A 21,259-nucleotide genomic window follows, 5' to 3' on the forward strand; every position below is an offset into this window, starting at 1 on the left:
GGTCTAGCTGATGCTCGCCGATTCCTGTCCGCGATCCTTGAACCGCGCGACGCCCCTTGGCGGTTCGCGGTCGGGGCGGACCAGATCGATGATGTAGGGGACGATCGTCCGGGGCGCGGGGACCGTCATCGGATCCTCGCCCGGGAAGGCGCCTGAGCGCATTTTGGTGCGCATCGCGCCTGGATCCACGCACAGGGCGCGCACGGGGGTGTTCTCCATCTCGTCTGCATAGCAGTCGACAATGGCTTCCAGGCCCGCCTTGGAGGCCGCGTAGCCGCCCCAGAACGCCCTGTGGGTCTTGGCGACACTGCTGGTCAGGAACAGGGCTCGGCCGGCGTCGGAGGCGCGCAGCAGCGGGTCCATCGCCCGGATCAGTCGCCAGTTTGCCGTCAGGTTGGTGGACATGATCATGTCCCAGCCCTTGGGGTCGAGGTGGCCCACCGGGGTGAGGGCGCCTAGCACACCGGCCGCCCCAACCAGGATGTCCAGCTTGCCCCAGCGCTGGTGCAGGGCCGCGCCCAATTGGTCCAGGCCGTCAGCCTCGCGCAGGTCCAGCGGCACGAGCGTGGCGTGCTCGCCCGTCGCGGCGAAGATGCTGTCGTCCAAGGCTTCGAGCGCGCCCTGGGTGCGTCCGAGGGCCACGACATGCGCGCCAGCTTCCGCCAGGCCCAGGGCGATGGCCGCGCCGATGCCGCGCGTCGCGCCGGTGACCAGGGCGACACGGCCCGCGAGCGGTTTTGCTGAAGAATCCATGGGGGCTTTTAGCGGGTGACGGGGGCTTCTTGAAGCCCGTCCGTCACGTCATCGGCCGGGCGCTTGGCATAGTGCTGGGCGATCACCGAACAGGCCATTAGCTGGATCTGGTGGAAGATCATCAGGGGCAGCACCAGAACCCCGGCGGTGGCGCCCGGAAACAGGATGCCGGCCATGGGCACGCCGGTGGCCATGCTCTTCTTGGAGCCGCAGAAGACGATGGCGATCTCGTCGGCCTTGGAGAAACCCAGGGCGCGCGCGCCAAAGGTGGTGGCCAGGAGGATCACAGTCAGCAGGGCCCCGGAGACGATCACCACCAGCACCAGCTCCAGCGGCGAGACCCGCTTCCACAGACCGCCGACCACTGCGGCGCTAAAGGCCGCATACACGACCAGCAGGATCGAGCCGCGGTCGACATAGCCGACCAGTTGCTTGTGCTTCTCGATCCAGCGCCCCACCCACGGCCTGGCCAGCTGGCCGGCGACGAAGGGCAAGAGCAGCTGAATGAGGATGTCCTGGATCGCCTTCCAGCCGCCCGTGCCGGCCTCTGCGTGCATCAGCAGACTGACCAGCACGGGGGTCAGGAAGATACCCAGCAGGTTGGACGCCGAGGCCGCGCAGACCGCAGCGGCGACATTGCCCCGGGCGATCGAGGTGAAGGCGATGGACGACTGAACCGTCGACGGCAAGCAGGCCAGAAACACCATACCCGCCGCCATGGTGGGCGACAGGATTCCGGTCCTGGCGGCCAGAAGGCCCAGGATCGGGAAGAGGATGTAGGTGAAGGCCAGTATGATCAGGTGCAGCCGCCAGTGGGTGACCCCGGCGACCACGGCCTCGCGCGACAGCTTGGCGCCGTGCAGGAAGAACAGAAGCGCGATGGCCAGCTTGACCACGACGCTGAGCACGGAAGCCGCCTCGCCGCGCACAGGAACAATCGAGGCCAGCACCACCATGCCAAACAGCAGGATGATGTAGCCGTCGATCTTCAGCTTCGCGAGAAGCTTGGAAAATCCATTCATTTCAAAGAGGCTTACGCACTGAGCAGCGAAAGCTGCTTGTCGTTGGCCTCGTTGCGGCCCTCGGCGACTTCGCGGTCGGTCAAGCGCGTAGGATAGTCGCCGGTGAAATAGTGGTCGGTGAACTGCGGTGTCACCGGGTCGCGCTGGCCGGCTTCCAGCGCCTGGTACAGGCCGTCGACCGACAGGAAGCCCAGGCTGTCGACTTCCAGAAACCGCGCCATCTCCTCCAGCGACTTGTTGGCCGCCAGCAGTTGTTCGCGCTCGGGCATGTCGATGCCGTAGAAGTCTGGCCACTTGATCGGCGGGCTGGCCGAGCGGAGGTGGACTTCCTTGGCGCCCGCTTCGCGGACCATGCGAACGATCTTCAGCGAGGTGGTGCCGCGCACGATCGAGTCGTCGATCAGGATGACGCGCTTGCCTTCCAGCACCGCGCGGTTGGGGCTGTGCTTCATGCGAACGCCCAGTTCGCGAACGCCTTGGGTCGGCTGGATGAAAGTGCGGCCCACATAGTGGTTGCGGATGATGCCCAGATCGAACGGCAGGCCACTTTCCTGCGCATAGCCGATGGCGGCCGGAACGCCGCTGTCCGGGACGGGGACCACGACATCGGCCTCGACGCCCGTCTCGATCGCCAGCCGCTGGCCCATGCGCTTGCGCACGTCGTAGACCGAACGGCCGTTCACCATGCTGTCAGGGCGGGCGAAATAGACATACTCGAACACGCAGGGGCGCGCGGCCAGGGTGCTGAAGGGCTTGAGGGATTTCACGCCGGTTTCGGAGATGACCACCATCTCGCCGTGCTCGATGTCGCGTACGAAACGGGCGCCGATCATGTCCAGGGCGCAGGTTTCGGAGGCCAGGACCGGCTGGCCGTCCAGGTCGCCCAACACCAGCGGGCGGATGCCCAGCGGATCGCGGACGCCGATCATCTTCTTGTTGGTGATGGCCACCAGGGCGTAACCGCCCTCGATCTGGCCGACGGCGTCGATGAAGCGGTCGACGATGCGGGCCTTCCGCGAGCGGGCGATCAGGTGAAGGATCACTTCGCTGTCGCTGGTGGACTGGAAGATCGCGCCTTCCTGGACCAGGCGCTCGCGCAGGCTGAGGAAGTTGGTCAGATTGCCGTTGTGGGCGATGGCTACGCCGCCCGTTTCCAGATCGGCGAACATCGGCTGAACGTTGCGGATGCCGCTGCCCCCGGCGGTAGAATAGCGGGTGTGGCCGATGGCCATGCCGCCGGGCAGGCGCTGAACCAGGTCGTTACCGGTAAAGGCGTCACCGACATGGCCCATGTGGCGTTCGGTATGAAAGCGCTGGCCGTCGAAGGCGGCGATGCCGCACGCCTCCTGGCCGCGATGCTGCAGAGCGTGCAGGCCCAGGGCGGTGATGGCGGCGGCGTCGCGGACGCCGTAGACCCCGAATACACCGCACTCCAGGCGCAGGGTGTCGTCTTCGGGGTCACGCCACGGGGCGGAGGAGTACCGATCGGTCGACTGGCCGATAAAGCTCATCGCGATTTCTCCACCAGATCGTCGAGGTCCTGACGCTGGTTCTGATCATAGTCTGTTTCGCCGGATTTGCCGTCCGACGGATTGTCGCTGCTCCCCCGCACTGCGCCCTCGATGGCCGGGCCCAGCTTGCCCGCCAGTTCGCCGCCCTTGGGGGCGAACACTTTCAGCACCTTGGCGCTGGCGGCGGACAGGGGATAGAAGATCGATCGCTCGACCCAGGCCGGCACGCGGTCCGCCGGTGTGGCCATGTGGAACAGCATGTTGAAGACGCCCAGGATCACCAGGGCGCGCATCAGGCCAAAGCCGGCGCCGACCACGCGGTCCAGCAGGCCCAGAGAGCTTTCATGCAGGCCGGCGGTCAGTTGTCCGCCGATGAAGCGCAGGATCACGAACGCGACCACGAAGACCAGCAGCAGGGCGCAGGCCGTGGCCGCCCAGTCTGGGTCCATGAGGTCGCGAAAGATCGGACCGCTCATGCGCAGGCCAAACAGGGCGATGGCGGCGGCGAAAATGAACGACAGGGCCGAGGTCAGCTCGCGCGACGCGCCGCGCGCAAAGCCGATCGAGCTGGAGGTGATCAGCAGCAGGCCGGCGATGATGTCGAAAGGCGTCACGTCAGCTGGCCCCAGATCTCGTCGCCGATGCGGCGCACGGCGTCGGCGAGCCGCGCGACCCCCGCCACTGGCAAGGAGCCACCGCCTTCAGGCAGGCCGGAAAGCGATGATAGCGCCCGGCCAAACCCCAGTTTTGCGGCTTCCTTCAAACGTGTCTCCATCCGGCTGACCGGCCGCACCTCGCCCGACAGGCTGACCTCGCCGAACACGACGCAGTCCTGGGGCAGGGCGATATCGAGGGCTGAAGAGGCCAGAGCCGCCGCCGCCGCGAGATCCGCCGCCGGCTCTGTAATGCGCAGGCCGCCAGCGACGTTCAGATAGACGTCCTTATCGCCAAAACCAAGGCCGCACCGCGATTCAAGTACGGCGAGCACCATGGCGAGGCGCCCTGAGTCCCAGCCCACGACGGCCCGACGCGGCGTTCCGTAGGCGGACGGCGACACCAGGGCCTGGAATTCCACCAGTACGGGCCGCGAGCCCTCGATGCCGGCGAACACCGCCGCGCCCGCCGCCCGCTCGCCGCCCTCGTTGAGGAACAGGGCCGAGGGGTTCTTGACCTCGCGCAGACCCACATCGCCCATCTCGAAGACCCCGATCTCGTCGGTGGCCCCGAAGCGGTTCTTGGCGCCGCGCAGGATGCGGAACGGATAGCCGCGCTCGCCCTCGAAGCTGAGCACGGCGTCGACCAGATGTTCGACCACGCGCGGACCGGCGATCTGGCCATCCTTGGTGACGTGGCCGACCATCAGGATCGCCACGCCCTTCTTCTTGGCCAGACGCACCAGTTCCTGGGCGCAGGCGCGGACCTGGGTGACCGTGCCGGGGCCCGCCTCGTGGGCGTCGCTCCACATGGTCTGGATGGAGTCGATGACCACCAGGTCGAAATTGTCGCGTTTCAGCCCGTCCAGGATGTCGCGCAGGCTGCTCTCGGCTGCCAGTTTCACCGGCGCTTTCTCAAAGCCCATCCGGTGGGCGCGACCGCGGATCTGCGCTACGGCCTCCTCACCGGAGATGTAGGCGCAGGACACGCCCTTCATCGAGGCCCGGGCCACCACCTCCAGCAACAGGGTGGATTTCCCCACGCCGGGGTCGCCGCCGATCAGGATGGCCGAGCCGGGCACCACCCCGCCGCCACAGACGCGGTCAAACTCGTCGACCCCGGTGATGATACGAGGCGGGGCGGGGGTGTCGCTTTCCAGATCGGTGAACTGCAGGCCGCGCGTTCGGGTGGCTTTGGTGATGGAAAGCGCACCCGGCGCTCGAGCGCCGACTTCCTCGGCCAGGGTGTTCCAGGATTGGCAGGCCGGGCATTGCCCCGACCACTTGGTCTGGACCGCGCCGCAAGACTGGCAGGCGTAGACGGCGCCGTCACGGGCCATGGAAGCTCCTGATTCTCGGATGGGAGGAGACTACAGGGTGACGGGGCCGTGCGCCAAAGGCGGACGTGGGTTTAGACGATCACCCGGTGGGCTCTGGGCGCGATCCTTGTCAGCAGCTCATAGGCCGTAGTGCCCGCCGCCGCCGCCGCGTCGTCGACGGGCAGGTCCGGGCCGATGATCTGCATCATCGCGCCGGGGCGGGCGGCGTCGCAATCGGTGATGTCGACGGCGATCAGGTCCATGGAGACCCGACCCAGCATCGGACGGCGTTGGCCGTCGAACCACACCGCGCCGCGCGGATGGGCCGAGCGCGGTATGCCGTCGGCATAGCCGGCCGCCAGGATGGCGACGCGGGTGTTGTCGGTCGCCGTATAGGTCGCGCCATAGCCGATGCTTTCGCCGCGCGGCACGTTGCGGGTCTGGAGGATCGGGGCCTCCAGGGTGACCACGGCCTTGATCCGCGCGTCGGGGACATCGCGGGGGCCGCCGCCATAGAGGCTGACGCCGGGGCGGACCTGGTCGAAGCAGTAGGCGCCGCCCAGGAAGATGCCCGCCGAATTGGCCAGGCTGCGACGGGCGTTCGGGAACAGGGTCGTCGCTTCGTGGAAGCGCTCCAACTGTTTCACGTTCAGCGGATGATCCGGCGCGTTGGCGCAGGCCAGGTGGCTCATCACCTGGGTGATCTCGACATGCTTGAGCCTGTCCATGGCGCCCAGCAGGACGCGGACCTCTTCCAGGCGCAGACCCAGGCGGTTCATGCCGGTGTCGACATGCAGCGAGGCGGTCAGCCGCCCGCCGCGCGCGTGGCTGTTCCAGGCCTCGATCTGCGGCAGGCTGTTGAGCGTCGGCGTCAGGCGCGCCGCCTCCATCGCGGCGGCCGAGCCCGGCGTGACGCCGTCCAGCACGTGGATGGTCGCGTCGCGGTCGCCCAGGCTCTGGCGCAGGGCCAGGCCCTCGGAGAGGCGGGCAGTGTAGAAGCTGCGCGCGCCTTCGTCCCACAGACGGTCAGCGACGATCGAAGCGCCGACACCGTAGCCGTCGGCCTTCACCGCCGGGGCGACCTCCGCGCCGCAGGCGGCGTCCCGCAGGGCGCGATAATTGGCGGCGAGAGCCTCGAGGTCGATCGTCAGGCGGCTGTCGGAAGGATCGGTCACGAGGGCTCGGCAATCAGGGAAGCGGCGCGTCAGGGCGTAGCGGAGCCGGCCGGGCTTTTCCAGCTAGAACGCGCCCGGATGGGTCGCCAGAAAAACCGAGACCAGGTTTTCGAAGCCAGAGGCGGTGATCTGTACGCCGATGCACAGCAGCAGGAACGCTACCAGCCGTGACAGCACCCGGGCGCCGGACTGGCCCAGCAGACGCGTGACGCGGCCCGAGGCGCGATAGAGCAGCCAGACCAGGATCGCCACGCCTGCCGCCGCCAGTCCCGCGCCCAGGAAGAAGGCCACGGCGCTGCCCTGGGTGGGGCGCTGTGAGGAGAGGGCGATCGCCACCGAGATCGAGCCGGGACCTGTCGTGAACGGCATGGTCATGGGGAAGAAGGCGATGTCTTCCTGACGCTTGGCCGGTTCGGTGTCGCTGGTCTTGCGGTCTTCGTGCTCCTGCGGGTCCATCAGCAGGCCCCAGGCGCGTATCGCCACCACCAGGCCGCCGGCCACCCGCAGGGCGCCCAGGCTGACGCCGAAGAAGTTGAGGATATAGCCACCCAGCAGCAGTGACCCCAGCAGCACCAGGAAGGAATAGAAGCCGATGCTGCGGGCCAGCTTGCGACGCTCGTCCTGACCCCGACTGCCCATCGCCTGGTCGAAGATCAGCGAGGCGCCGACCGGATTGACGATCGAGAACAGGGCCGGAAAGGCCAGCAGGAACGCGCCGATCAGGCTGGAGACGGGCAGGGGGCTGAAATCCACGGGCGACTCGTCGATCCGGAGGGCGGGCGGATGACCCTCGCCTGATGCGGCTTCCTAGGTCAAACCGGCGCTTACTCGTCCGACGGAATATTCCGCGCCTGGGCGAAATAGTGATCGCGCGCCAGGTTGCCGAAGCGGGTGGTGTCGCTGTTGAACGACAGGCGCACGGTGCCGATGGGGCCGTGACGCTGCTTGGCGATGATCACCTCGGCCAGGCCCTGCAGACGGTCCATGTCCTCCTGCCAGGTCAGGTGCTCTGGCGTGCCTTCGCGCGGTTCGGCGCGGCCGACATAGTAGCTTTCGCGATACACGAACCAGACCATGTCGGCGTCCTGCTCGATCGAGCCGGATTCGCGAAGGTCGGACAGCTGGGGCCGCTTGTCCTCGCGCTGCTCGACCTGACGCGACAGCTGCGACAGGGCGATGACCGGGCAGCCCAGTTCCTTGGCCAGGGATTTGAGGCCCATGGTGATCTGGCTGACTTCCTGAACGCGGTTGGCGTTGGAGCCAAGGTCCGAGCCCGTGACCAGCTGCAGGTAGTCGACGACCACCAGGTCCAGGCCAACCTGACGCTTCAGGCGTCGGGCCCGGGCCGTCAGCTTGGCGATCGAGATACCACCGGTGGCGTCGATATAGAGGGGCGCTTCCTGCAGCTCCATGGCCGCATCGCGGACCCGGCCAAACTCCGAGGCGTCGATCTCGCCCTTGCGGAGGCGGTCGCCTGAAACGCCCGAGGCGTCGGCCAGCATACGCAGAGCGAGCTGTTCGGCGCTCATTTCCAGCGAGTAGAAGGCCACGACGCCGCCCTGGACGGTCTTCTTAGTGCCGTCCGGCTGGATCTCGTAGGCGTACTTGCGGGCAATATTGAAGGCGATGTTGGTGGCCAGGGCGGTCTTGCCCATCGACGGGCGACCGGCCAGCACGATCAGGTCGGAGGGGTGCAGCCCGCCGACCTTCTGATCGAGGTCGGTCAGCTCGGTGGCGACGCCCGACATGCCGCCATCGCGGCTGTAGGCTTCAGCCGTCATCTCGACGGCGCCGCGCAGGGCGTCGCCGAAGGTGACGAAACCGGAAGAGGCCGTGCCGCTTTCGGCCAGGGTATAGAGCTGCTGTTCCGCCGACTCGATCTGGTCGCGGGCCGGGCGGATCTCGTCGCCGCCGCCGTGGGCGGCGGTCGATATCTCGCCGCCGATGCGGATCAGGTCGCGACGCAGGGCCAGGTCGAACACGGCCCGGGCATAGTCGCCGACATTGGCGGCCGGCGGCGCGCGGTCGACCAGATCGGCCAGGTAGCGCAGGCCACCCAGTTCCTCGAACGCCGGGTCTTTCTTGAACTCGTCGGCCAGCAGGATCGGCTCGGCCAGCTGGCCCTTGCGGATGTGTGTCTCGATCGACTGGAACAGCCGCTGATGGAAGGGCTCATAGAAGTGGCGGCCGTTCAGAGCGTCGGTCAGCCGCTCATAGGCCGCATTGTCGTACAGCAGCACGCCCAGCAGCGCCTGCTCGGCTTCCAGGTTGTGAGGCGCGACGGCGATGGTGATGTCCGCGTGGGGCGGACGAAGGTCGAGAGCGGGGACGAGAGACATCGTCGCAGGTTAACGCGCGGGCCTTTTCCGTGCGCGCGTCGTGTGGACGCACGGGCAAGATGAACGGGGATGTTTTGTGTATGTTCCAGGCCCGCTCAGGACAAGAAACCCGCCTGAGAAAAAGGCGCGGAGATCGCTCTCCGCGCCTTTTCAGGATGACCGAGGGTCAGCCTACCAGTTGATGCTCAGGCGGGTGTAGAGGAACCGCCCGTTGAAGCCGAACGGCGAGAAGGATGTGAAAGCGGTGGCGTTGGTCGTGTTGACCGTCACCGGCGTGCGGTTGGGGTATTCGTCGAACATGTTGTTGGCCCCGACCGCCAAAGTGACGTGCTCGGTGAAGCCGTAACGCGCTTCAAGATCGACGACCGCCTTGTCGCCCGTCCTCACATCGAAGGCTCCCGTAGCGTCGTTGTTGGGCGACAGGACCGAGCCATAGAAGGTGGTCTTCAGGCTGGCGCCCCATTTGTCCTTGGCCCAGTCGCCGGCCAGGGTGACCTTGGACTTGGGGGTGCCTTCCTCAAACGTCAGGACGTTGGCGCGGGCAAACAGGGTCGGCGGCACCGGCAGGGACGACAGGGCATTAGTCGTCGGGATCTTGGTGACGTCGGTTTCATTGAAGTTCGCGGCCGCTGTCAGATCGAAGACGCCGCCTTCGTCAGCATCCAGCCGGTAGCGCGCAACCACGTCGATGCCCTGGGTCTCGGTCTCGACACCGTTGATGAAGAAGCGGGCGGCCGTGACATTGAAGGGCCGCAGCAGGTTGTTGATCGTCTGCTGCGTCGGGGTCCCCGTGGCCGAGCCCTGGATGTTCTCCGACAGCACGATGCGGTTGTCGATATTGATCCGGTAGGCGTCGACCGTCACTTCGAACGGGCCTTTGTGGAAGACCAGGCCGAGCGAGTAGTTGGTCGATTTCTCGGCTTCCAGCGGCTTGGCGCCCAGCACCTTGGCCACGGCGCTGGTGGCCGGGAAAGTGCCGACCTCGACCGGGGTCGAGACGCCGTTGATGATGATGAAGTTGGTCGAGGTGGTGGTAAAGAACTGCTGCTGAAGGGCCGGGGCCCGGAAGCCCGTCGAGGCCGCGCCGCGAACGGCAAGACCATCGGCCAGTTCAAAGCGCGCGGCCAGCTTGCCCGTGGTGGTCGCGCCGAAGTCGGAATAGTCCTCGTAGCGAACCGCAGCCGAGGCGGTGAAGCGCTCGGTCAGACGCGATTCCAGGTCGAGATAGACGCCCACATTGTTGCGGTCCTTGGACAGCACGTTGGACGGTTGGAAGCCGGGGAAGCCCTGTGCGCCGGCTGCCGACGAGGTGAGCGGCCCGCGATTGTACGAGGTCGGCTCGCCAGCCCGGATCGAATAGCCCTCCCAGCGCGCCTCGGCGCCGAAGGCGACGTTCAGCGGCTCATACGCGCCGATGTCGACGCCGCGCGAGACGTCCAGGCCGACGACGGTCTGGTCGTAGCTCATGCCACCGGAGTTGAAGCTGGTCTGGCTGGCGGCGCCATAGGAGGCGTTGGCCGAGCTTTCGGTGCGGTAGTCGATCTTGTTCTTGCCGTAGGCGAAATTGAGGTCGAGCTTGAAGCCGCCGAGCTCGCCCCTCAGGCCTGCGGCGGCCGTGGTGTCGGTGATGTCGCTGGCGATGAGCGGCAGGAAGCCGTTGGGATAGATTGAAGCGACCGGAACCTGGCGGGCGTCGCCGACAATGCGCGGGAACGCGGCGCTGGCGCCCTCGCGCGCCTGGTAGCCGGCCCATCCATAGGCGTCCCAGGTCTCGCTGACCGGCAGGCCTGCGTTGAAATAGATCGTCTTGTCGGTGACTTCAGCGTCGCCATAGCGGGACGTGACTCGGGCGGGAGTGACGCGGACGTCGATGTCGCCGCGGCTGGTCGGGTTGCGGTCCCGGTACTCGGCCGAAATGGTCAGGAAGCCTTCAGGACCCAAGGGCAGGCCCTGCCAGGCCTGCAAGGTCACCGTTTGGCCGTCTTTTTCGTCGCGACCATCGGTGTTGCGCGCGGTCTTCACCTCGGTGTCGTACCGGCCATACGTGGCGATCGCGCCGCCGCCGCTGCGGGCTTCGCGAAGACGCAGGTTGATTACGCCAGCGATGGCGTCGGATCCGTACTGGGCCGAGGCTCCATCGCGCAGCACCTCGACGCGGTTGAGCGCGATGGTCGGGATGGCGTTGAGGTCAACCGCAGCCGAGCCGCGACCGATCGAGCCGTTGACATTGACCAGCGCCGTGGCGTGGCGGCGCGTGCCGTTGACGAGCACCAGGGTCTGGTCAGGCGACAGTCCGCGCAGGGTGGCGGGACGGATGTGGTCGGTGCCGTCGGTAATGGCGGGCCGCGGGAAGTTGATGGACGGCGCCAGGGTCGACAGCGACTGGGCCAGCTCGGTCGTGCCGGTGCGGGTCAGGGCCTTTTCGCTGACGATGTCGACGGGCGCGATGGTGTCGAGTCTCGTGCGGCCGGCCGTGCGGGTGCCGGTGACTACCACCTGCTCGAGATTGGCGGCGTCTTCGGTCGCAGTGGACTGGGCTTGGGCGGAACCGGCGATCGCAGCGACAGACGCTGCGGTGAACAGCAGGGTTCTAAAGCTCATGTGTATTCCCCTCATGGTTTCCCCGGGGGCCGATTTGATGATCGGTCTGTCCGGGCACGGAGGCTTGTCGCCTCGCGAGAAGAACATGGGCGCACAAACGGGCGCCTACAAGTTGAACATTTCTTGGTTGCTATGCAGAAAAAAACGGCGCGGATTGCTCCGCGCCGTTTCTCGATAGATCACCGATCCCGTTAGGATCAGGACTCGTAGTGATCGCCTTCGAACGAACCGGCGCCACCGGCGGCCATGTCCGAGGCCGCTTCGGCGTCAGCCGCGCGGTCTTCTTCGAATTGAGCGGCGATGACGTTTTCGCCGCGCGCTTGACGCTCGGCTTCGTCGGCGCTGCGCGCGATGTTGAGGGTGACCGTAACGGTCACCTCAGCGTGCAGCTTCACCTTCACTTCATGGACGCCCAGGTTCTTGATGGGCTTGTCCAGGACGATCATCGAGCGATCGACCTTGCCGCCTTCAGCCTTGATGGCGTCAGCGACGTCGCGACCCGCGACCGAACCGTACAGCTGGCCGCTTTCGCCAGCCTGACGGATCATCACGTATTGCGTACCGTCGAGGGTCTCGCCGACAGCGCCGGCGGCTTCGCGGTTCTTCACGTTGCGCACTTCGATTTCAGCGCGCTGAACTTCGAAGGACTTCATGTTGGCGGCGTTGGCGCGCAGGGCCTTGTGACGCGGCAGCAGGAAGTTACGGGCGAAGCCGTCCTTCACGGTGACCACGTCGCCGAGGACGCCAGTGCCTTCGACGCGTTCGAGCAGAATGACTTTCATCGTGGTGTCTCCCTTACTTCACGACGTAGGGGAGCAGAGCCAGGAAGCGGGCGCGCTTGATGGCCTTGGCCAGTTCGCGTTGCTTCTTGGCCGACACCGCGGTGATGCGCGACGGCACGATCTTGCCGCGCTCGGAAACGTAGCGCTGCAGGAGCTTGACGTCCTTGTAGTCGATCTTCGGGGCGTTGGCGCCGGAGAACGGGCACACCTTGCGGCGGCGGAAGAACGGGCGGCGGGCGCCGCCAGCTGCGGGCGCGCCAGCGCCGGCTTCGGGAGCAGTGGTATCGGTCATGATCTCTCTTCTCCCTTACGCGGCCGCGAATTCGTCGCGCGGACGGTCCGAACGCTCGGGGCGCTCGCTGCGTTCGCGGTCACGACGGGCCAGAACCGGCGACAGTTCCAGGTCCAGCTCTTCCACGCGGATGGTCATGAAGCGCAGAACGTCTTCATTGATCAGCAGCTGGCGCTCGACTTCCTTGACCGCCGGCGCCGGAGCGTCGATGGCGAGCAGGGAATAGTGGCCCTTGCGGTTCTTCTTGATGCGATAGGTGAGGTTACGCAGGCCCCAGTATTCGATCTTGGCGATGTGACCGCCGCCTTCTTCGATCAGGGCTTTGATTTGCTCGTTCAGAGCTTCGGCCTGTTGCGGCGAGATATCCTGCCGCGCGATGACCACGTGTTCGTAGAACGCCATGTTTTCCTTCTTCCGGTTTGGACAGCGGCGCGGTCGGCGGCGGAAGTCCGACGACCACGATGGTTCCAGAGCGCCGAGCGGGAAATCCCGTACCCGTGAGGGCTGCGCCAAAGACCGCCATCCGTGAGAACGCGCGCTACTACAGGAGAAGGCGCGCCGAAGCAAGATTGCTTTGCCGCGCCGCATTTTTCGACATTCGCGAGGCCGTGGCGAAACCTGCGGGCCAAGCGGCCAGCTTCACCTTGCCGCAAGGATAGCTTGTGCTAGGAAGCAGAGCATGAAGTCTAGCGCTGTCATCAGCGCCCTCGGGGCCTTTGCGCTGTCGGCGAGTCTCGCCGCTCCAGCCGCGGCCCAGGCGATTCAGAAGCCTGACCTGTCGGTTTCGGCGAATGACGGCCGCTTCACCGGCTATTCGGCCGCCCTGCCGCTGGATCTTTCCACCGACACCGAGAGCGCCAGATTCACCGCCAGGGTCGCGGGCACGCTGGAAAGCCCGACCTATGACCTGGATCTGAACCTGAGCCAGAAGCCCGACGAGGCGAGGACCGGCAAGCGCTCCCTGGCTCTGGGCGCCTCGTGGAACGACCGCGAGGCCCGGCTGCGCTCCTCGATGTCGAAGATGTTCGGTTTCGGTGTCCTGCCGCGCGCCAACTATGTCAGCGTCTCGATGGACATGAACGCCAGCCAGGTCATCGCCGTACCCGGCCAGATCCCGGTGGCGCGGGCCAATGTGCGCTCGGCCCTGACCCTGGACGGCAAGCCGATCGGGTCCATCGCCGTCGGCGGCGGCTCGATGGGCGACGAGGGCGTCGATCTCAGCTTCACCCGTCCGTTCGACATCCCCGCCGAGTTCACCGTCAGCCTGCGGGCCGCCGCCACCCACGAGGAGTGGCGGGTCCAGGACAGCCGCTTCATGATCAAGCTGGTGAAGGCGAGCTGGTAACCCGCCGCTGTTTCGCGGTCACGGCGGCGAACCTCCTCAGATAGTCCGGGTGCTCGGTGCCCATCCAGCGATCCCACCAGGTGAAATAGAGCCCGTAGTTGTAGCCGGCCTGCGCATGGTGAAGGTCATGGTGCGTCACGCTGGTCAGCCAGGGCAGCAGCGGGCGGCCGTCCTTGCGGGCCGGGAACAGCTCGTAGCCGCTGTGGCCGATGGTGTTGCGGGCGATCTGGTGCAGCACAAACAGCCCGATGACCGGCCACTGTGTCGGGACGATCAGCATCCACAGCGGTACGAACAGCGCGGCGATCACGGCCTCGCCCAGATCGAAGCTGTAGGCGGTGAAGGGCGAGGGGTTGTTCGAGCGGTGATGCCGCCGGTGGAAGACGCGAAACAGCCGCCGGTCATGGATCAGGCGATGGGTCCAGTAGAACCAGGCGTCGTGGCCGATGATCATCAGGACCAGACTGGTCCAGAACCAGATCGGTCCCAGCTCGCGCGCGATGAAAGGGCCCTGCATCAGGCCGGCGCGGAACAGTCCGAAGGTCAACAGCCCCATCGTCGAGAAGATCATGATCGAGCGGATCGAGATCAGGAACTCAAGGACAAGCTGGCGGGCTGGCGGCCGCGTATCGCGGATCTTGCGTCCGGCCAGGGGGCGGGCCAGCACGACCCAAAGGATCAGCCAGACGCCGACTGAAAACAGGACATAGCGGGTGACATCGGCCTGCATGGCGATCAGCCAGTTGTGGGCGAAGGGGAGTAGGGCATCGAGCATGGGTGGCTCCTTGGGGGATGAACTTAGCCAGGGAGCCTGTTGCGGAGCGACAGGTCGCGCCGTTCTCGAAATCAGGCGCGTTTGTCGGCTTTCGACGCGGCTTGCGCGGTTTCGACCAGTCGCAGATGCGGCAGGGCTGGCGTCGCCTCTTGACGCCAGGCGGTCGGTGGAACGCCGACGGCGGCCCGGAACGCACGGTTGAAGGGGCCCAGAGAGCCAAAGCCCAGCTCATAGGCGATTGTCGAGACCGACTTCAGGGCCTGTTCCGGATCGGCGAGCGCGACCTTGGCCGCTTCGATCCGCCGGCCGTTGACGTAGTCAGCGAAATTGCGATGGCCCAGCACGCCATTGATCAGCTTGCGCAGGCGATGCTCGGGCGCGCCGACCAGGGCGGCCAGGGCGCCGATCGACAGGTCCTCGCCGCGCCAGACCTCGTTCTCGGTCATGGCCTTTTCCAGGCGCGCCAGAACGAGGCGGTCGGCGGGCGTCAGATCAAGCGCTTCAGCAGGCTTGGGCGTCGGCGCGGTGTCGGACGCCACGGCCGCCTGCACGAGCATGGGCTCGGCGCGCAACAGCGCCAGGGCTGACCCTATCCCGAGGGCGGCGAGAGACAGGGCCTGAACCAGGCTGGGTAGCACCGGCCCGTGTCCGAAGCTGAAATCACAGAGGTTCTGGATGAACATGTAGCCGGTTGCAGCGGCGGCGAGAGGCGCACGAAGACGACGGCGACGCTCAACCAGATCGATGCGCCAGCCACGCCAGGCCGTCAGCAGGATGTGACAATGGATGCCCACCGAGAAGGCGGCGAACAGCCACCATGCGGCTGCGCGCGCGGGAGACGTGGGCAAAAGCGCGCCAGCCGCCCAAAGGGCCAGGACGGCCCCGGGGACAGAGAAGCGCCAGAGCGGAATCGAGGGTTCATCCTCGAACAGCACCGAGCAGAATAGCCAGAATACGCCGGCCGCCGACGCTGACAGGGCCCAGATCACAAGGTCGTAGTGCCGGTTTTCGGTATAGTAGAAATGGCCGTCGACGACGTGAGCAATAGCGCAGGCCATCATCAGAACGCCGACCCAGCGGGTCGGGGTCATTTTCCGGCTGGCGCCGAGGGCAACGGCTGTCGCGGCAAAGGCTCCGACAGCGATGCCCCGGACCCCGATTTCGAGGGCGGCGAACGGAATTTGGGCGGGATCGGTCATGCCCGATCCTTTTCTGCAGGTCTCGCGGCTTGCAAGCCGCGAGACTGGTCGGAATTGAAAAGGCCTTGCTACTTCTTGGCCTTGTAGGCCTTCACCGCGTCCATGGTCTTGGTGACGTGGCCGACGAAGTTGCCGTCGGTATAGGCCATCAGGATCTTGCCGTCGGGCGCGATGACGTACGAGGTGCGGTTGGACCAGCCGCCCGGCATCGGCAGCGATACGTCATAGGCTTTAATCAGTCCGTCCGGCGCGGCGGCCACGGCGAACTTGTCGCGGCAGTGCTCCTTGGAGAAGGCCTTGATCTTGTCGACATTGCCGGCGGTCACGCCGATCACCGTCGCGCCCATCTTTTCGAAGTCGGGTGTCGCTTCCGCGAACTCATGCGCCTCCGCGGTGCAGCCGGCGGTGTAGGCGGCCGGGAAGAAGTAGAGCACCACCGGGCCCTTCTTCAGGGCCTTGGACAGGGTGAAGCTGTAGTCGGCGCCGGCCAGGGCGGCCGAGGCGGTGAAGTCGGGGGCCTTGTCGCCCGGCTTCAGGGCGGCCAGAGCGGGCGTGGCGGAGAGCATTGCAATGGCCGCGAGGCCGGCGGTCAGGCGGTTCATTGTAAACTCCATCGATGGTTCATCGCCCGAGCTACGGTGCAGGGGGCAATTTGGACGCCTGACGATGGAATACAAGCCATGGTCGCCGGAGCCGCGCACTTGCCGGACAGGGGCCTTTCCCCTAACCCTCCGGCCCCAATACGGTATTGAATCTCTAGAACGGAGCGGGCTTCCATGAGCATCGCCTTCATTTTCCCCGGTCAGGGCAGCCAGTCGGTCGGCATGGGCGCCGATCTCGCTCAGGCCTTCGCCGCAGCCCGCGAAGTCTTCCAGGAAGTCGATGACGCCCTGGGCCAGAAGCTTTTCGCCCTGATGAAAGAAGGTCCGGAGAGCGACCTGACCCTCACCGAGAACGCTCAGCCCGCCCTGATGGCGGTCAGTCTGGCCGTGTCCCGCGTGCTGGAAAAGGAATTCGGGATCGGCATCGACCGCGCCGCCTTCGTTGCCGGTCATAGCCTGGGCGAGTATTCGGCCCTGGCCGCCGCCGGCGCGATCACCCTGTCCGACACCGCGCGCCTGCTGAAGCTGCGCGGCCAGGCCATGCAGCGCGCCGTGCCGGTGGGCGAAGGCGCCATGGCCTCGCTGATCGGTCCCAAGACCGACCTGGCGCTCGCGGAAGCTGCCGCCGCTGCGGGCTCGGAAGTCGGCGTCTGCGTCGTGGCCAATGACAACAACAACGGCAACGTGGTGATTTCGGGCGACAAGGCCGCAGTCGACAGGGCCATCGAGAAGGCCAAGGAGCTGGGCGCCCGCGCCATCCCGCTGAACGTCTCCGCGCCTTTCCACTGTCCGCTGATGCGGCCGGCGGCCGACGAGATGGCCGAGGCTCTGGCCACGACCACCATTGTCTCGCCCCGCGCGCCTCTGGTGGCCAACATCACCGCCGGTCCCGTGCACGACCCCGACGTCATTCGTGGCCTGCTGATTGAACAGGTCACTGGCCGCGTCCGTTGGCGGGAGAGCATGATCTGGCTGGCGGGAGAGGGTGGCGTCACGCGCTTCGCCGAAGCGGGCGCCGGCAAGGTTCTGTCGGGCATGGCCAAGCGCATCGCTCCGGACGCCGAAGCCACGCCGCTGAACAGCCCGGCCGACATAGAAGCCTTCGCCAAGTCGCTATAGCGACTGTTATCCCGGGCAAGCGCGAAGCGCGCAGACCCGGGGGCCGCAACAAGCGTCGGCGTGTCCGGCGGTCCCGGGTCTGCGCTACGCTTCGCCCGGGATGACAGACAAGATTGGGAGAAATCCAATGTTCGATCTTACCGGCAAGACCGCTCTCGTGACTGGCGCCACGGGCGGCATCGGCGGGGCTATCGCCAAGGCCCTGCATGCTCAAGGCGCCCATGTCGTGCTCTCGGGCACCCGCGAATCGGCTCTGACGGAGCTGAAGGCGCAACTGGGCGAACGTGCTTCGTTCGTGGTGGCCAATCTATCGGACGCGCAAGCTGTAGACGGTCTGGTCGCCAAGGCCGAGGAAGTCGCCGGCGCGCCGCTGGATATCGTCATCGCCAATGCCGGCATCACCCGCGACGGCCTAATCGTGCGGATGAAGGACGAGGACTGGGACACCGTCATCAAGGTGAACCTGGAGGGCTACTTCCGCCTGGCTCGCGCAGCCGCCAAGGGAATGATGAAGCGCCGCTCGGGTCGCATCATCGGCATCACTTCGGTGGTGGGTGTGACCGGCAATGCCGGACAGACCAACTATGCGGCTTCGAAGGCCGGAATGATCGGGTTTTCCAAGGCCTTGGCCCAGGAACTGGCCAGCCGTAACGTCACGGTCAACTGTGTCGCGCCCGGCTTCATCGCGAGCCCGATGACCGACGCCCTGACCGACGCCCAGAAGGCCGGCATCCTGTCGGGCATCCCGGCGGGTCGCCTTGGCGAAGGCAGTGATATCGCCGCTGCCTGCGTTTACCTGGCCAGCGACCAGGGCGCCTATGTGACCGGTCAGACCTTGCACGTGAACGGCGGTATGGCCATGATCTAGCCCCGCCATGTTTCTTGACGGGGGACCCGCTGGTCACCCGAAAAGGAACGTGATAGGCGGAGGCCGACAATTCCCGTGAATGGAGAGGCCTTGGCCAAACCGTTGGCGGACAACAGATTCAAAACTGAGGGACTAACAGAATGTCCGACATTCTCGAGCGCGTGCGTAAGATCGTCATCGAGCACCTGGATGCCGATCCCGAGAAGGTCACGGAGAAGGCCAGCTTCATCGATGACCTGGGTGCCGACAGCCTCGACAACGTCGAGCTGGTGATGGCGTTCGAAGAAGAGTTCGACATCGAAATTCCGGACGACGCCGCCGAGCACATCCAGACGGTCGGCGACGCTGTGAAGTTCATCACGGAAAAGACGGGCGCCTAAGGGCGTCTGGTTCGCTTTTGAGGCGAACAGACTATCACCGCCGCGCAGCACGGGCTCTTGCCATCGTGTGCGCGGCGGTTTTCGTATGTGGCCGAGAGTCGCGGCCGGAGGGGGCGTCGGATTCGTCCGCAAGTCCCATATGTACGCGGTACGAAGGTTGGGAGTGATCCATGCGTAGAGTTGTTGTCACCGGTCTTGGCCTGCTGACCCCGTTGGGGCATGGCGTCGAGGTGTCCTGGAAGAACATCCTTGCTGGCAAGTCCGGCGCAAACCGGATCTCGGCCTTCGATCCGACTGACTACGCCTGCAAGGTCGCCTGTGAGGTTCCGCGCGTCGATGGACGCGGTGGCGGCGGGCCTGACGTGGAAGGCGCGTTCAATCCCGACCTGACCATGAGCCCGCGCGACCAGAAGCGGGTCGACAATTTCATTCTCTACGGCGTCGCCGCCGCCGACGAAGCCGTGAAGGATTCGGGTTGGGTCCCGGAAACCGAGGAAGACAAGTACCGCACGGGCGTGATCATGGGCTCGGGCATCGGGGGCCTGTCCACGATCGCCGAGACCGCCATTGAGCTCGAGGCCAGGGGGCCGCGCAAGGTCAGCCCGTTCTTCATCTCCTCGGCCCTGATCAATCTGATCTCGGGCCAGGTCTCGATCCGCTACGGCTTCAAGGGGCCCAACCACTCGGTGGTGACGGCCTGCGCCACGGGCGCCCACGCCATCGGCGACGCCGCCCGCCTGATCAAGTACGGCGACGCCGACGTGATGGTGGCCGGCGGCGCCGAAGCCGCCGTCTGCAAGGTCGGCATCGCTGGTTTCATCGCCTGCCGCGCCGTCTCGACCGACTTCAACGACACCCCGGAAAAGGCCTCGCGTCCCTATGACCAGGATCGCGACGGCTTCGTGATGGGCGAGGGCGCCGGCGCCCTGGTCCTGGAAGAGTACGAGCACGCCAAGGCGCGGGGCGCCAAGATCTATGCCGAGGTCGTCGGCTATGGCCTGTCGGGCGACGCCTATCACATCACCGCCCCGTCCGAGGACGGCGACGGCGGCTTCCGGGCCCTGTCGGCGGCCGTGAAGGACGCTGGCCTGAAGCCTTCGGACATCGACTATGTCAACGCACACGGCACCTCGACCATGGCCGACGGCATCGAGGCCAAGGCGGTCGAGCGCTTCCTGGGCGATCACGCCAAGAACGTGGTGATGTCGTCGACCAAGTCGATGACCGGCCACCTGCTGGGCGCGGCCGGCGCCATCGAGGGCATCTTCTCGATCCTGGCGATCCGCGACCAGATCGCGCCGCCGACCATCAATCTCGACAATCCTAATGTCGACGTCGCCATGAACCTGGCGCCCAACAAGGCCGTGCCGATGAAGATCGACGTCGCCGTCTCCAACAGCTTTGGCTTCGGCGGCACCAACGCCTCCGTCGTGTTCCGTAAAATCTCGTGAGCCGCAAAGCCGCTCCGCCCCGCAAGGCCCGCAAGCCCGAGTCGGCGTCCATCGGACGTCGGCTGATCGCGATGATCTTCGCCGCCGGCGCCACCCTGGTCGTCATCGGCATGGTCTTCGTGTTCGGCGCGATCTGGCTCTATCAAGGGCCCGGGCCGGCGGCCAAGAGCGGTGACGTCACCTCGGTAGTTTTGCGCCGGGGCGCCAGCGTGCCCGAGATCGCGTCCAGTCTTGAGAGCGGCGGCGTTATCCGCTCCTCGTCGATCTTCATGACCGCCGCCCAGATCACCGGCGCGGCGCGGTCGCTGAAGGCCGGCGAATACGAGTTCAAGAGCCGGGCCTCGATGGCGCAGGTTCTGGAAGCGATCCGCAAGGGCAGGGTGGTTCGCCACTTCGTGACCATCCCCGAGGGCGTGACCTCGGACATGGCCGTCGACATCCTGATGCGCTCGCCGGTCCTGACCGGTGTCGCGCCGACCCCGCCGGAAGGCGCGATCCTGCCCGAGACCTATCAGGTCGAGCGCGGCGAGGATCGCTCCGCCGTGCTGCAGCGGATGATGGACGACCGCGACCAGCTGCTGGACGAGCTGTGGCCGCAACGTCAGAAGGGCCTGCCGTTCTCGACCAAGGACGAGGCCATGACCCTGGCCTCGATCGTCGAGAAGGAAACCGGCATCGCCTCGGAGCGTCCGCGCGTGGCGGCCGTATTCGTCAATCGCCTGCGCACCGGCATGCGGCTGGGCAGCGACCCGACCATCATCTACGGCCTGACCCGGGGCCGGCCGCTGGGACGCGGCATTCTGCTGTCGGAACTGCAGCGCCAGACGCCCTACAACACCTATCTGATCGATGGTCTGCCGCCGACGCCGATCGCCAACCCCGGCCGCGCCGCCATCGCCGCCGTGCTGGATCCGCCTAAGACCGACGAGCTTTATTTCGTCGCCGACGGCACCGGCGGCCATGTCTTCGCGCGCACCCTCGAAGAGCACAACGCCAACGTCGTCAAATGGCGTCAGGTCGAGCGACGCCGCGCGGCCAAAAAGGCCGCCGCCACGCCCCTGAGCGGGGGTTGA

At 66.3% G+C, this 21,259-nt stretch carries 21 protein-coding genes; 6 read left to right on the plus strand and 15 right to left on the minus strand.

Features of this window, described 5'->3' with window-relative positions; translation table 11 throughout:
• Nucleotides 1–3: 3 nt before the first annotated feature.
• From ACW176_RS14835 to rpsF, 12 genes are all read right to left on the minus strand, one after another.
• A complete protein-coding gene (locus ACW176_RS14835) occupies nucleotides 4–753 on the minus strand; it encodes an SDR family NAD(P)-dependent oxidoreductase (RefSeq protein ID WP_492109690.1) in 750 nt (249 codons plus the stop codon).
• A gap of 8 nt (nucleotides 754–761) precedes the next feature.
• Nucleotides 762–1,775 carry a bile acid:sodium symporter family protein gene (locus ACW176_RS14840; protein WP_492109691.1) on the minus strand — a complete coding sequence of 338 codons (1,014 nt, stop codon included), beginning with the start codon at nucleotides 1,773–1,775 and terminating at the stop codon, nucleotides 762–764.
• 11 nt (nucleotides 1,776–1,786) lie between these two features.
• On the minus strand, nucleotides 1,787–3,286 hold the full coding sequence (gene purF, locus ACW176_RS14845) for an amidophosphoribosyltransferase (RefSeq protein ID WP_492109692.1): 1,500 nt from the start codon (nucleotides 3,284–3,286) through the stop codon (nucleotides 1,787–1,789).
• A complete protein-coding gene (locus tag ACW176_RS14850; protein WP_419317245.1) occupies nucleotides 3,283–3,900 on the minus strand; it encodes a CvpA family protein in 618 nt (205 codons plus the stop codon). Before ACW176_RS14850 ends, purF begins: the two co-directional genes overlap by 4 nt.
• A complete protein-coding gene (gene radA / locus ACW176_RS14855) occupies nucleotides 3,897–5,279 on the minus strand; it encodes a DNA repair protein RadA (RefSeq protein WP_492109693.1) in 1,383 nt (460 codons plus the stop codon). The genes ACW176_RS14850 and radA overlap by 4 nt, the downstream gene beginning before the upstream one ends.
• A 71-nt stretch (nucleotides 5,280–5,350) precedes the next feature.
• A complete protein-coding gene (gene alr / locus ACW176_RS14860) occupies nucleotides 5,351–6,433 on the minus strand; it encodes an alanine racemase (protein WP_492109694.1) in 1,083 nt (360 codons plus the stop codon).
• 63 nt (nucleotides 6,434–6,496) lie between these two features.
• Nucleotides 6,497–7,186 carry a MarC family protein gene (locus ACW176_RS14865; RefSeq protein ID WP_492109695.1) on the minus strand — a complete coding sequence of 230 codons (690 nt, stop codon included), beginning with the start codon at nucleotides 7,184–7,186 and terminating at the stop codon, nucleotides 6,497–6,499.
• Nucleotides 7,187–7,257: 71 nt separating this feature from the next.
• Nucleotides 7,258–8,772, minus strand: coding sequence for a replicative DNA helicase (locus ACW176_RS14870; protein ID WP_419317241.1), 1,515 nt, complete (start codon nucleotides 8,770–8,772; stop codon nucleotides 7,258–7,260).
• A 171-nt stretch (nucleotides 8,773–8,943) separates the two neighbouring features.
• Entirely contained in the window at nucleotides 8,944–11,373 is a 2,430-nt protein-coding gene (locus ACW176_RS14875) for a TonB-dependent receptor plug domain-containing protein (protein WP_492109696.1), read from the minus strand.
• 197 nt (nucleotides 11,374–11,570) lie between these two features.
• Nucleotides 11,571–12,155 carry a 50S ribosomal protein L9 gene (gene rplI, locus ACW176_RS14880; protein ID WP_492109697.1) on the minus strand — a complete coding sequence of 195 codons (585 nt, stop codon included), beginning with the start codon at nucleotides 12,153–12,155 and terminating at the stop codon, nucleotides 11,571–11,573.
• Nucleotides 12,156–12,168: 13 nt separating this feature from the next.
• A complete protein-coding gene (gene rpsR / locus ACW176_RS14885; protein WP_419255182.1) occupies nucleotides 12,169–12,447 on the minus strand; it encodes a 30S ribosomal protein S18 in 279 nt (92 codons plus the stop codon).
• Nucleotides 12,448–12,462: 15 nt separating this feature from the next.
• Nucleotides 12,463–12,849, minus strand: coding sequence for a 30S ribosomal protein S6 (gene rpsF / locus ACW176_RS14890; protein WP_035048307.1), 387 nt, complete (start codon nucleotides 12,847–12,849; stop codon nucleotides 12,463–12,465).
• Nucleotides 12,850–13,126: 277 nt separating this feature from the next.
• Here rpsF and ACW176_RS14895 point away from each other — a divergent pair, with 277 nt between their 5' ends.
• On the plus strand, nucleotides 13,127–13,792 hold the full coding sequence (locus ACW176_RS14895) for a hypothetical protein (protein WP_419317239.1): 666 nt from the start codon (nucleotides 13,127–13,129) through the stop codon (nucleotides 13,790–13,792).
• Here the strand turns inward: ACW176_RS14895 and ACW176_RS14900 are convergent.
• The 3 genes from ACW176_RS14900 to ACW176_RS14910 form a co-directional block, all read right to left on the minus strand.
• Entirely contained in the window at nucleotides 13,767–14,567 is an 801-nt protein-coding gene (locus ACW176_RS14900) for a sterol desaturase family protein (RefSeq protein WP_492109698.1), read from the minus strand. The two genes, ACW176_RS14895 and ACW176_RS14900, sit on opposite strands and share 26 nt — an antisense overlap.
• Nucleotides 14,568–14,638: 71 nt before the next feature.
• Nucleotides 14,639–15,766, minus strand: coding sequence for a helix-turn-helix domain-containing protein (locus ACW176_RS14905; protein WP_492109699.1), 1,128 nt, complete (start codon nucleotides 15,764–15,766; stop codon nucleotides 14,639–14,641).
• Between the two features lie 68 nt (nucleotides 15,767–15,834).
• Nucleotides 15,835–16,368: a peroxiredoxin gene (locus ACW176_RS14910; RefSeq protein WP_492109700.1), complete on the minus strand. Its 534-nt coding sequence runs from the start codon at nucleotides 16,366–16,368 to the stop codon at nucleotides 15,835–15,837.
• 174 nt (nucleotides 16,369–16,542) lie between these two features.
• Between ACW176_RS14910 and fabD the strand changes: the two genes are divergently transcribed.
• The 5 genes from fabD to mltG all read left to right on the plus strand — a co-directional run bounded on the left by fabD (nucleotide 16,543) and on the right by mltG (nucleotide 21,259).
• Nucleotides 16,543–17,487 carry an ACP S-malonyltransferase gene (gene fabD, locus ACW176_RS14915; protein ID WP_419317235.1) on the plus strand — a complete coding sequence of 315 codons (945 nt, stop codon included), beginning with the start codon at nucleotides 16,543–16,545 and terminating at the stop codon, nucleotides 17,485–17,487.
• Between the two features lie 127 nt (nucleotides 17,488–17,614).
• Complete coding sequence (gene fabG / locus ACW176_RS14920) at nucleotides 17,615–18,355, plus strand: 3-oxoacyl-[acyl-carrier-protein] reductase (RefSeq protein WP_492109701.1); 741 nt, start codon at nucleotides 17,615–17,617, stop codon at nucleotides 18,353–18,355.
• Nucleotides 18,356–18,495: 140 nt separating this feature from the next.
• Nucleotides 18,496–18,735 carry an acyl carrier protein gene (locus ACW176_RS14925; RefSeq protein ID WP_007672577.1) on the plus strand — a complete coding sequence of 80 codons (240 nt, stop codon included), beginning with the start codon at nucleotides 18,496–18,498 and terminating at the stop codon, nucleotides 18,733–18,735.
• Nucleotides 18,736–18,905: 170 nt separating this feature from the next.
• Nucleotides 18,906–20,186, plus strand: coding sequence for a beta-ketoacyl-ACP synthase II (gene fabF / locus ACW176_RS14930; protein WP_492109702.1), 1,281 nt, complete (start codon nucleotides 18,906–18,908; stop codon nucleotides 20,184–20,186).
• Complete coding sequence (gene mltG / locus ACW176_RS14935; RefSeq protein WP_492109703.1) at nucleotides 20,183–21,259, plus strand: endolytic transglycosylase MltG; 1,077 nt, start codon at nucleotides 20,183–20,185, stop codon at nucleotides 21,257–21,259. The genes fabF and mltG overlap by 4 nt, the downstream gene beginning before the upstream one ends.

It is taken from the genome of Caulobacter sp. FV1ye13L (genome assembly GCF_058681155.1).

Excerpts from the sequence above, each read along its gene's own strand:
- ACW176_RS14835 (WP_492109690.1), bottom strand. The coding sequence starts at position 753 with ATGGATTCTTCAGCAAAACCGCTCGCGGGCCGTGTCGCCCTGGTCACC.
- ACW176_RS14840 (WP_492109691.1), bottom strand. The coding sequence starts at position 1,775 with ATGAATGGATTTTCCAAGCTTCTCGCGAAGCTGAAGATCGACGGCTAC.
- purF (WP_492109692.1), bottom strand. The coding sequence starts at position 3,286 with ATGAGCTTTATCGGCCAGTCGACCGATCGGTACTCCTCCGCCCCGTGG.
- radA (WP_492109693.1), bottom strand. The coding sequence starts at position 5,279 with ATGGCCCGTGACGGCGCCGTCTACGCCTGCCAGTCTTGCGGCGCGGTC.
- ACW176_RS14870 (WP_419317241.1), bottom strand. The coding sequence starts at position 8,772 with ATGTCTCTCGTCCCCGCTCTCGACCTTCGTCCGCCCCACGCGGACATC.
- ACW176_RS14875 (WP_492109696.1), bottom strand. The coding sequence starts at position 11,373 with ATGAGCTTTAGAACCCTGCTGTTCACCGCAGCGTCTGTCGCTGCGATC.
- rplI (WP_492109697.1), bottom strand. The coding sequence starts at position 12,155 with ATGAAAGTCATTCTGCTCGAACGCGTCGAAGGCACTGGCGTCCTCGGC.
- rpsR (WP_419255182.1), bottom strand. The coding sequence starts at position 12,447 with ATGACCGATACCACTGCTCCCGAAGCCGGCGCTGGCGCGCCCGCAGCT.
- rpsF (WP_035048307.1), bottom strand. The coding sequence starts at position 12,849 with ATGGCGTTCTACGAACACGTGGTCATCGCGCGGCAGGATATCTCGCCG.
- ACW176_RS14895 (WP_419317239.1), top strand. The coding sequence starts at position 13,127 with ATGAAGTCTAGCGCTGTCATCAGCGCCCTCGGGGCCTTTGCGCTGTCG.
- ACW176_RS14900 (WP_492109698.1), bottom strand. The coding sequence starts at position 14,567 with ATGCTCGATGCCCTACTCCCCTTCGCCCACAACTGGCTGATCGCCATG.
- ACW176_RS14905 (WP_492109699.1), bottom strand. The coding sequence starts at position 15,766 with ATGACCGATCCCGCCCAAATTCCGTTCGCCGCCCTCGAAATCGGGGTC.
- ACW176_RS14910 (WP_492109700.1), bottom strand. The coding sequence starts at position 16,368 with ATGAACCGCCTGACCGCCGGCCTCGCGGCCATTGCAATGCTCTCCGCC.
- fabD (WP_419317235.1), top strand. The coding sequence starts at position 16,543 with ATGAGCATCGCCTTCATTTTCCCCGGTCAGGGCAGCCAGTCGGTCGGC.
- fabG (WP_492109701.1), top strand. The coding sequence starts at position 17,615 with ATGTTCGATCTTACCGGCAAGACCGCTCTCGTGACTGGCGCCACGGGC.
- ACW176_RS14925 (WP_007672577.1), top strand. The coding sequence starts at position 18,496 with ATGTCCGACATTCTCGAGCGCGTGCGTAAGATCGTCATCGAGCACCTG.
- fabF (WP_492109702.1), top strand. The coding sequence starts at position 18,906 with ATGCGTAGAGTTGTTGTCACCGGTCTTGGCCTGCTGACCCCGTTGGGG.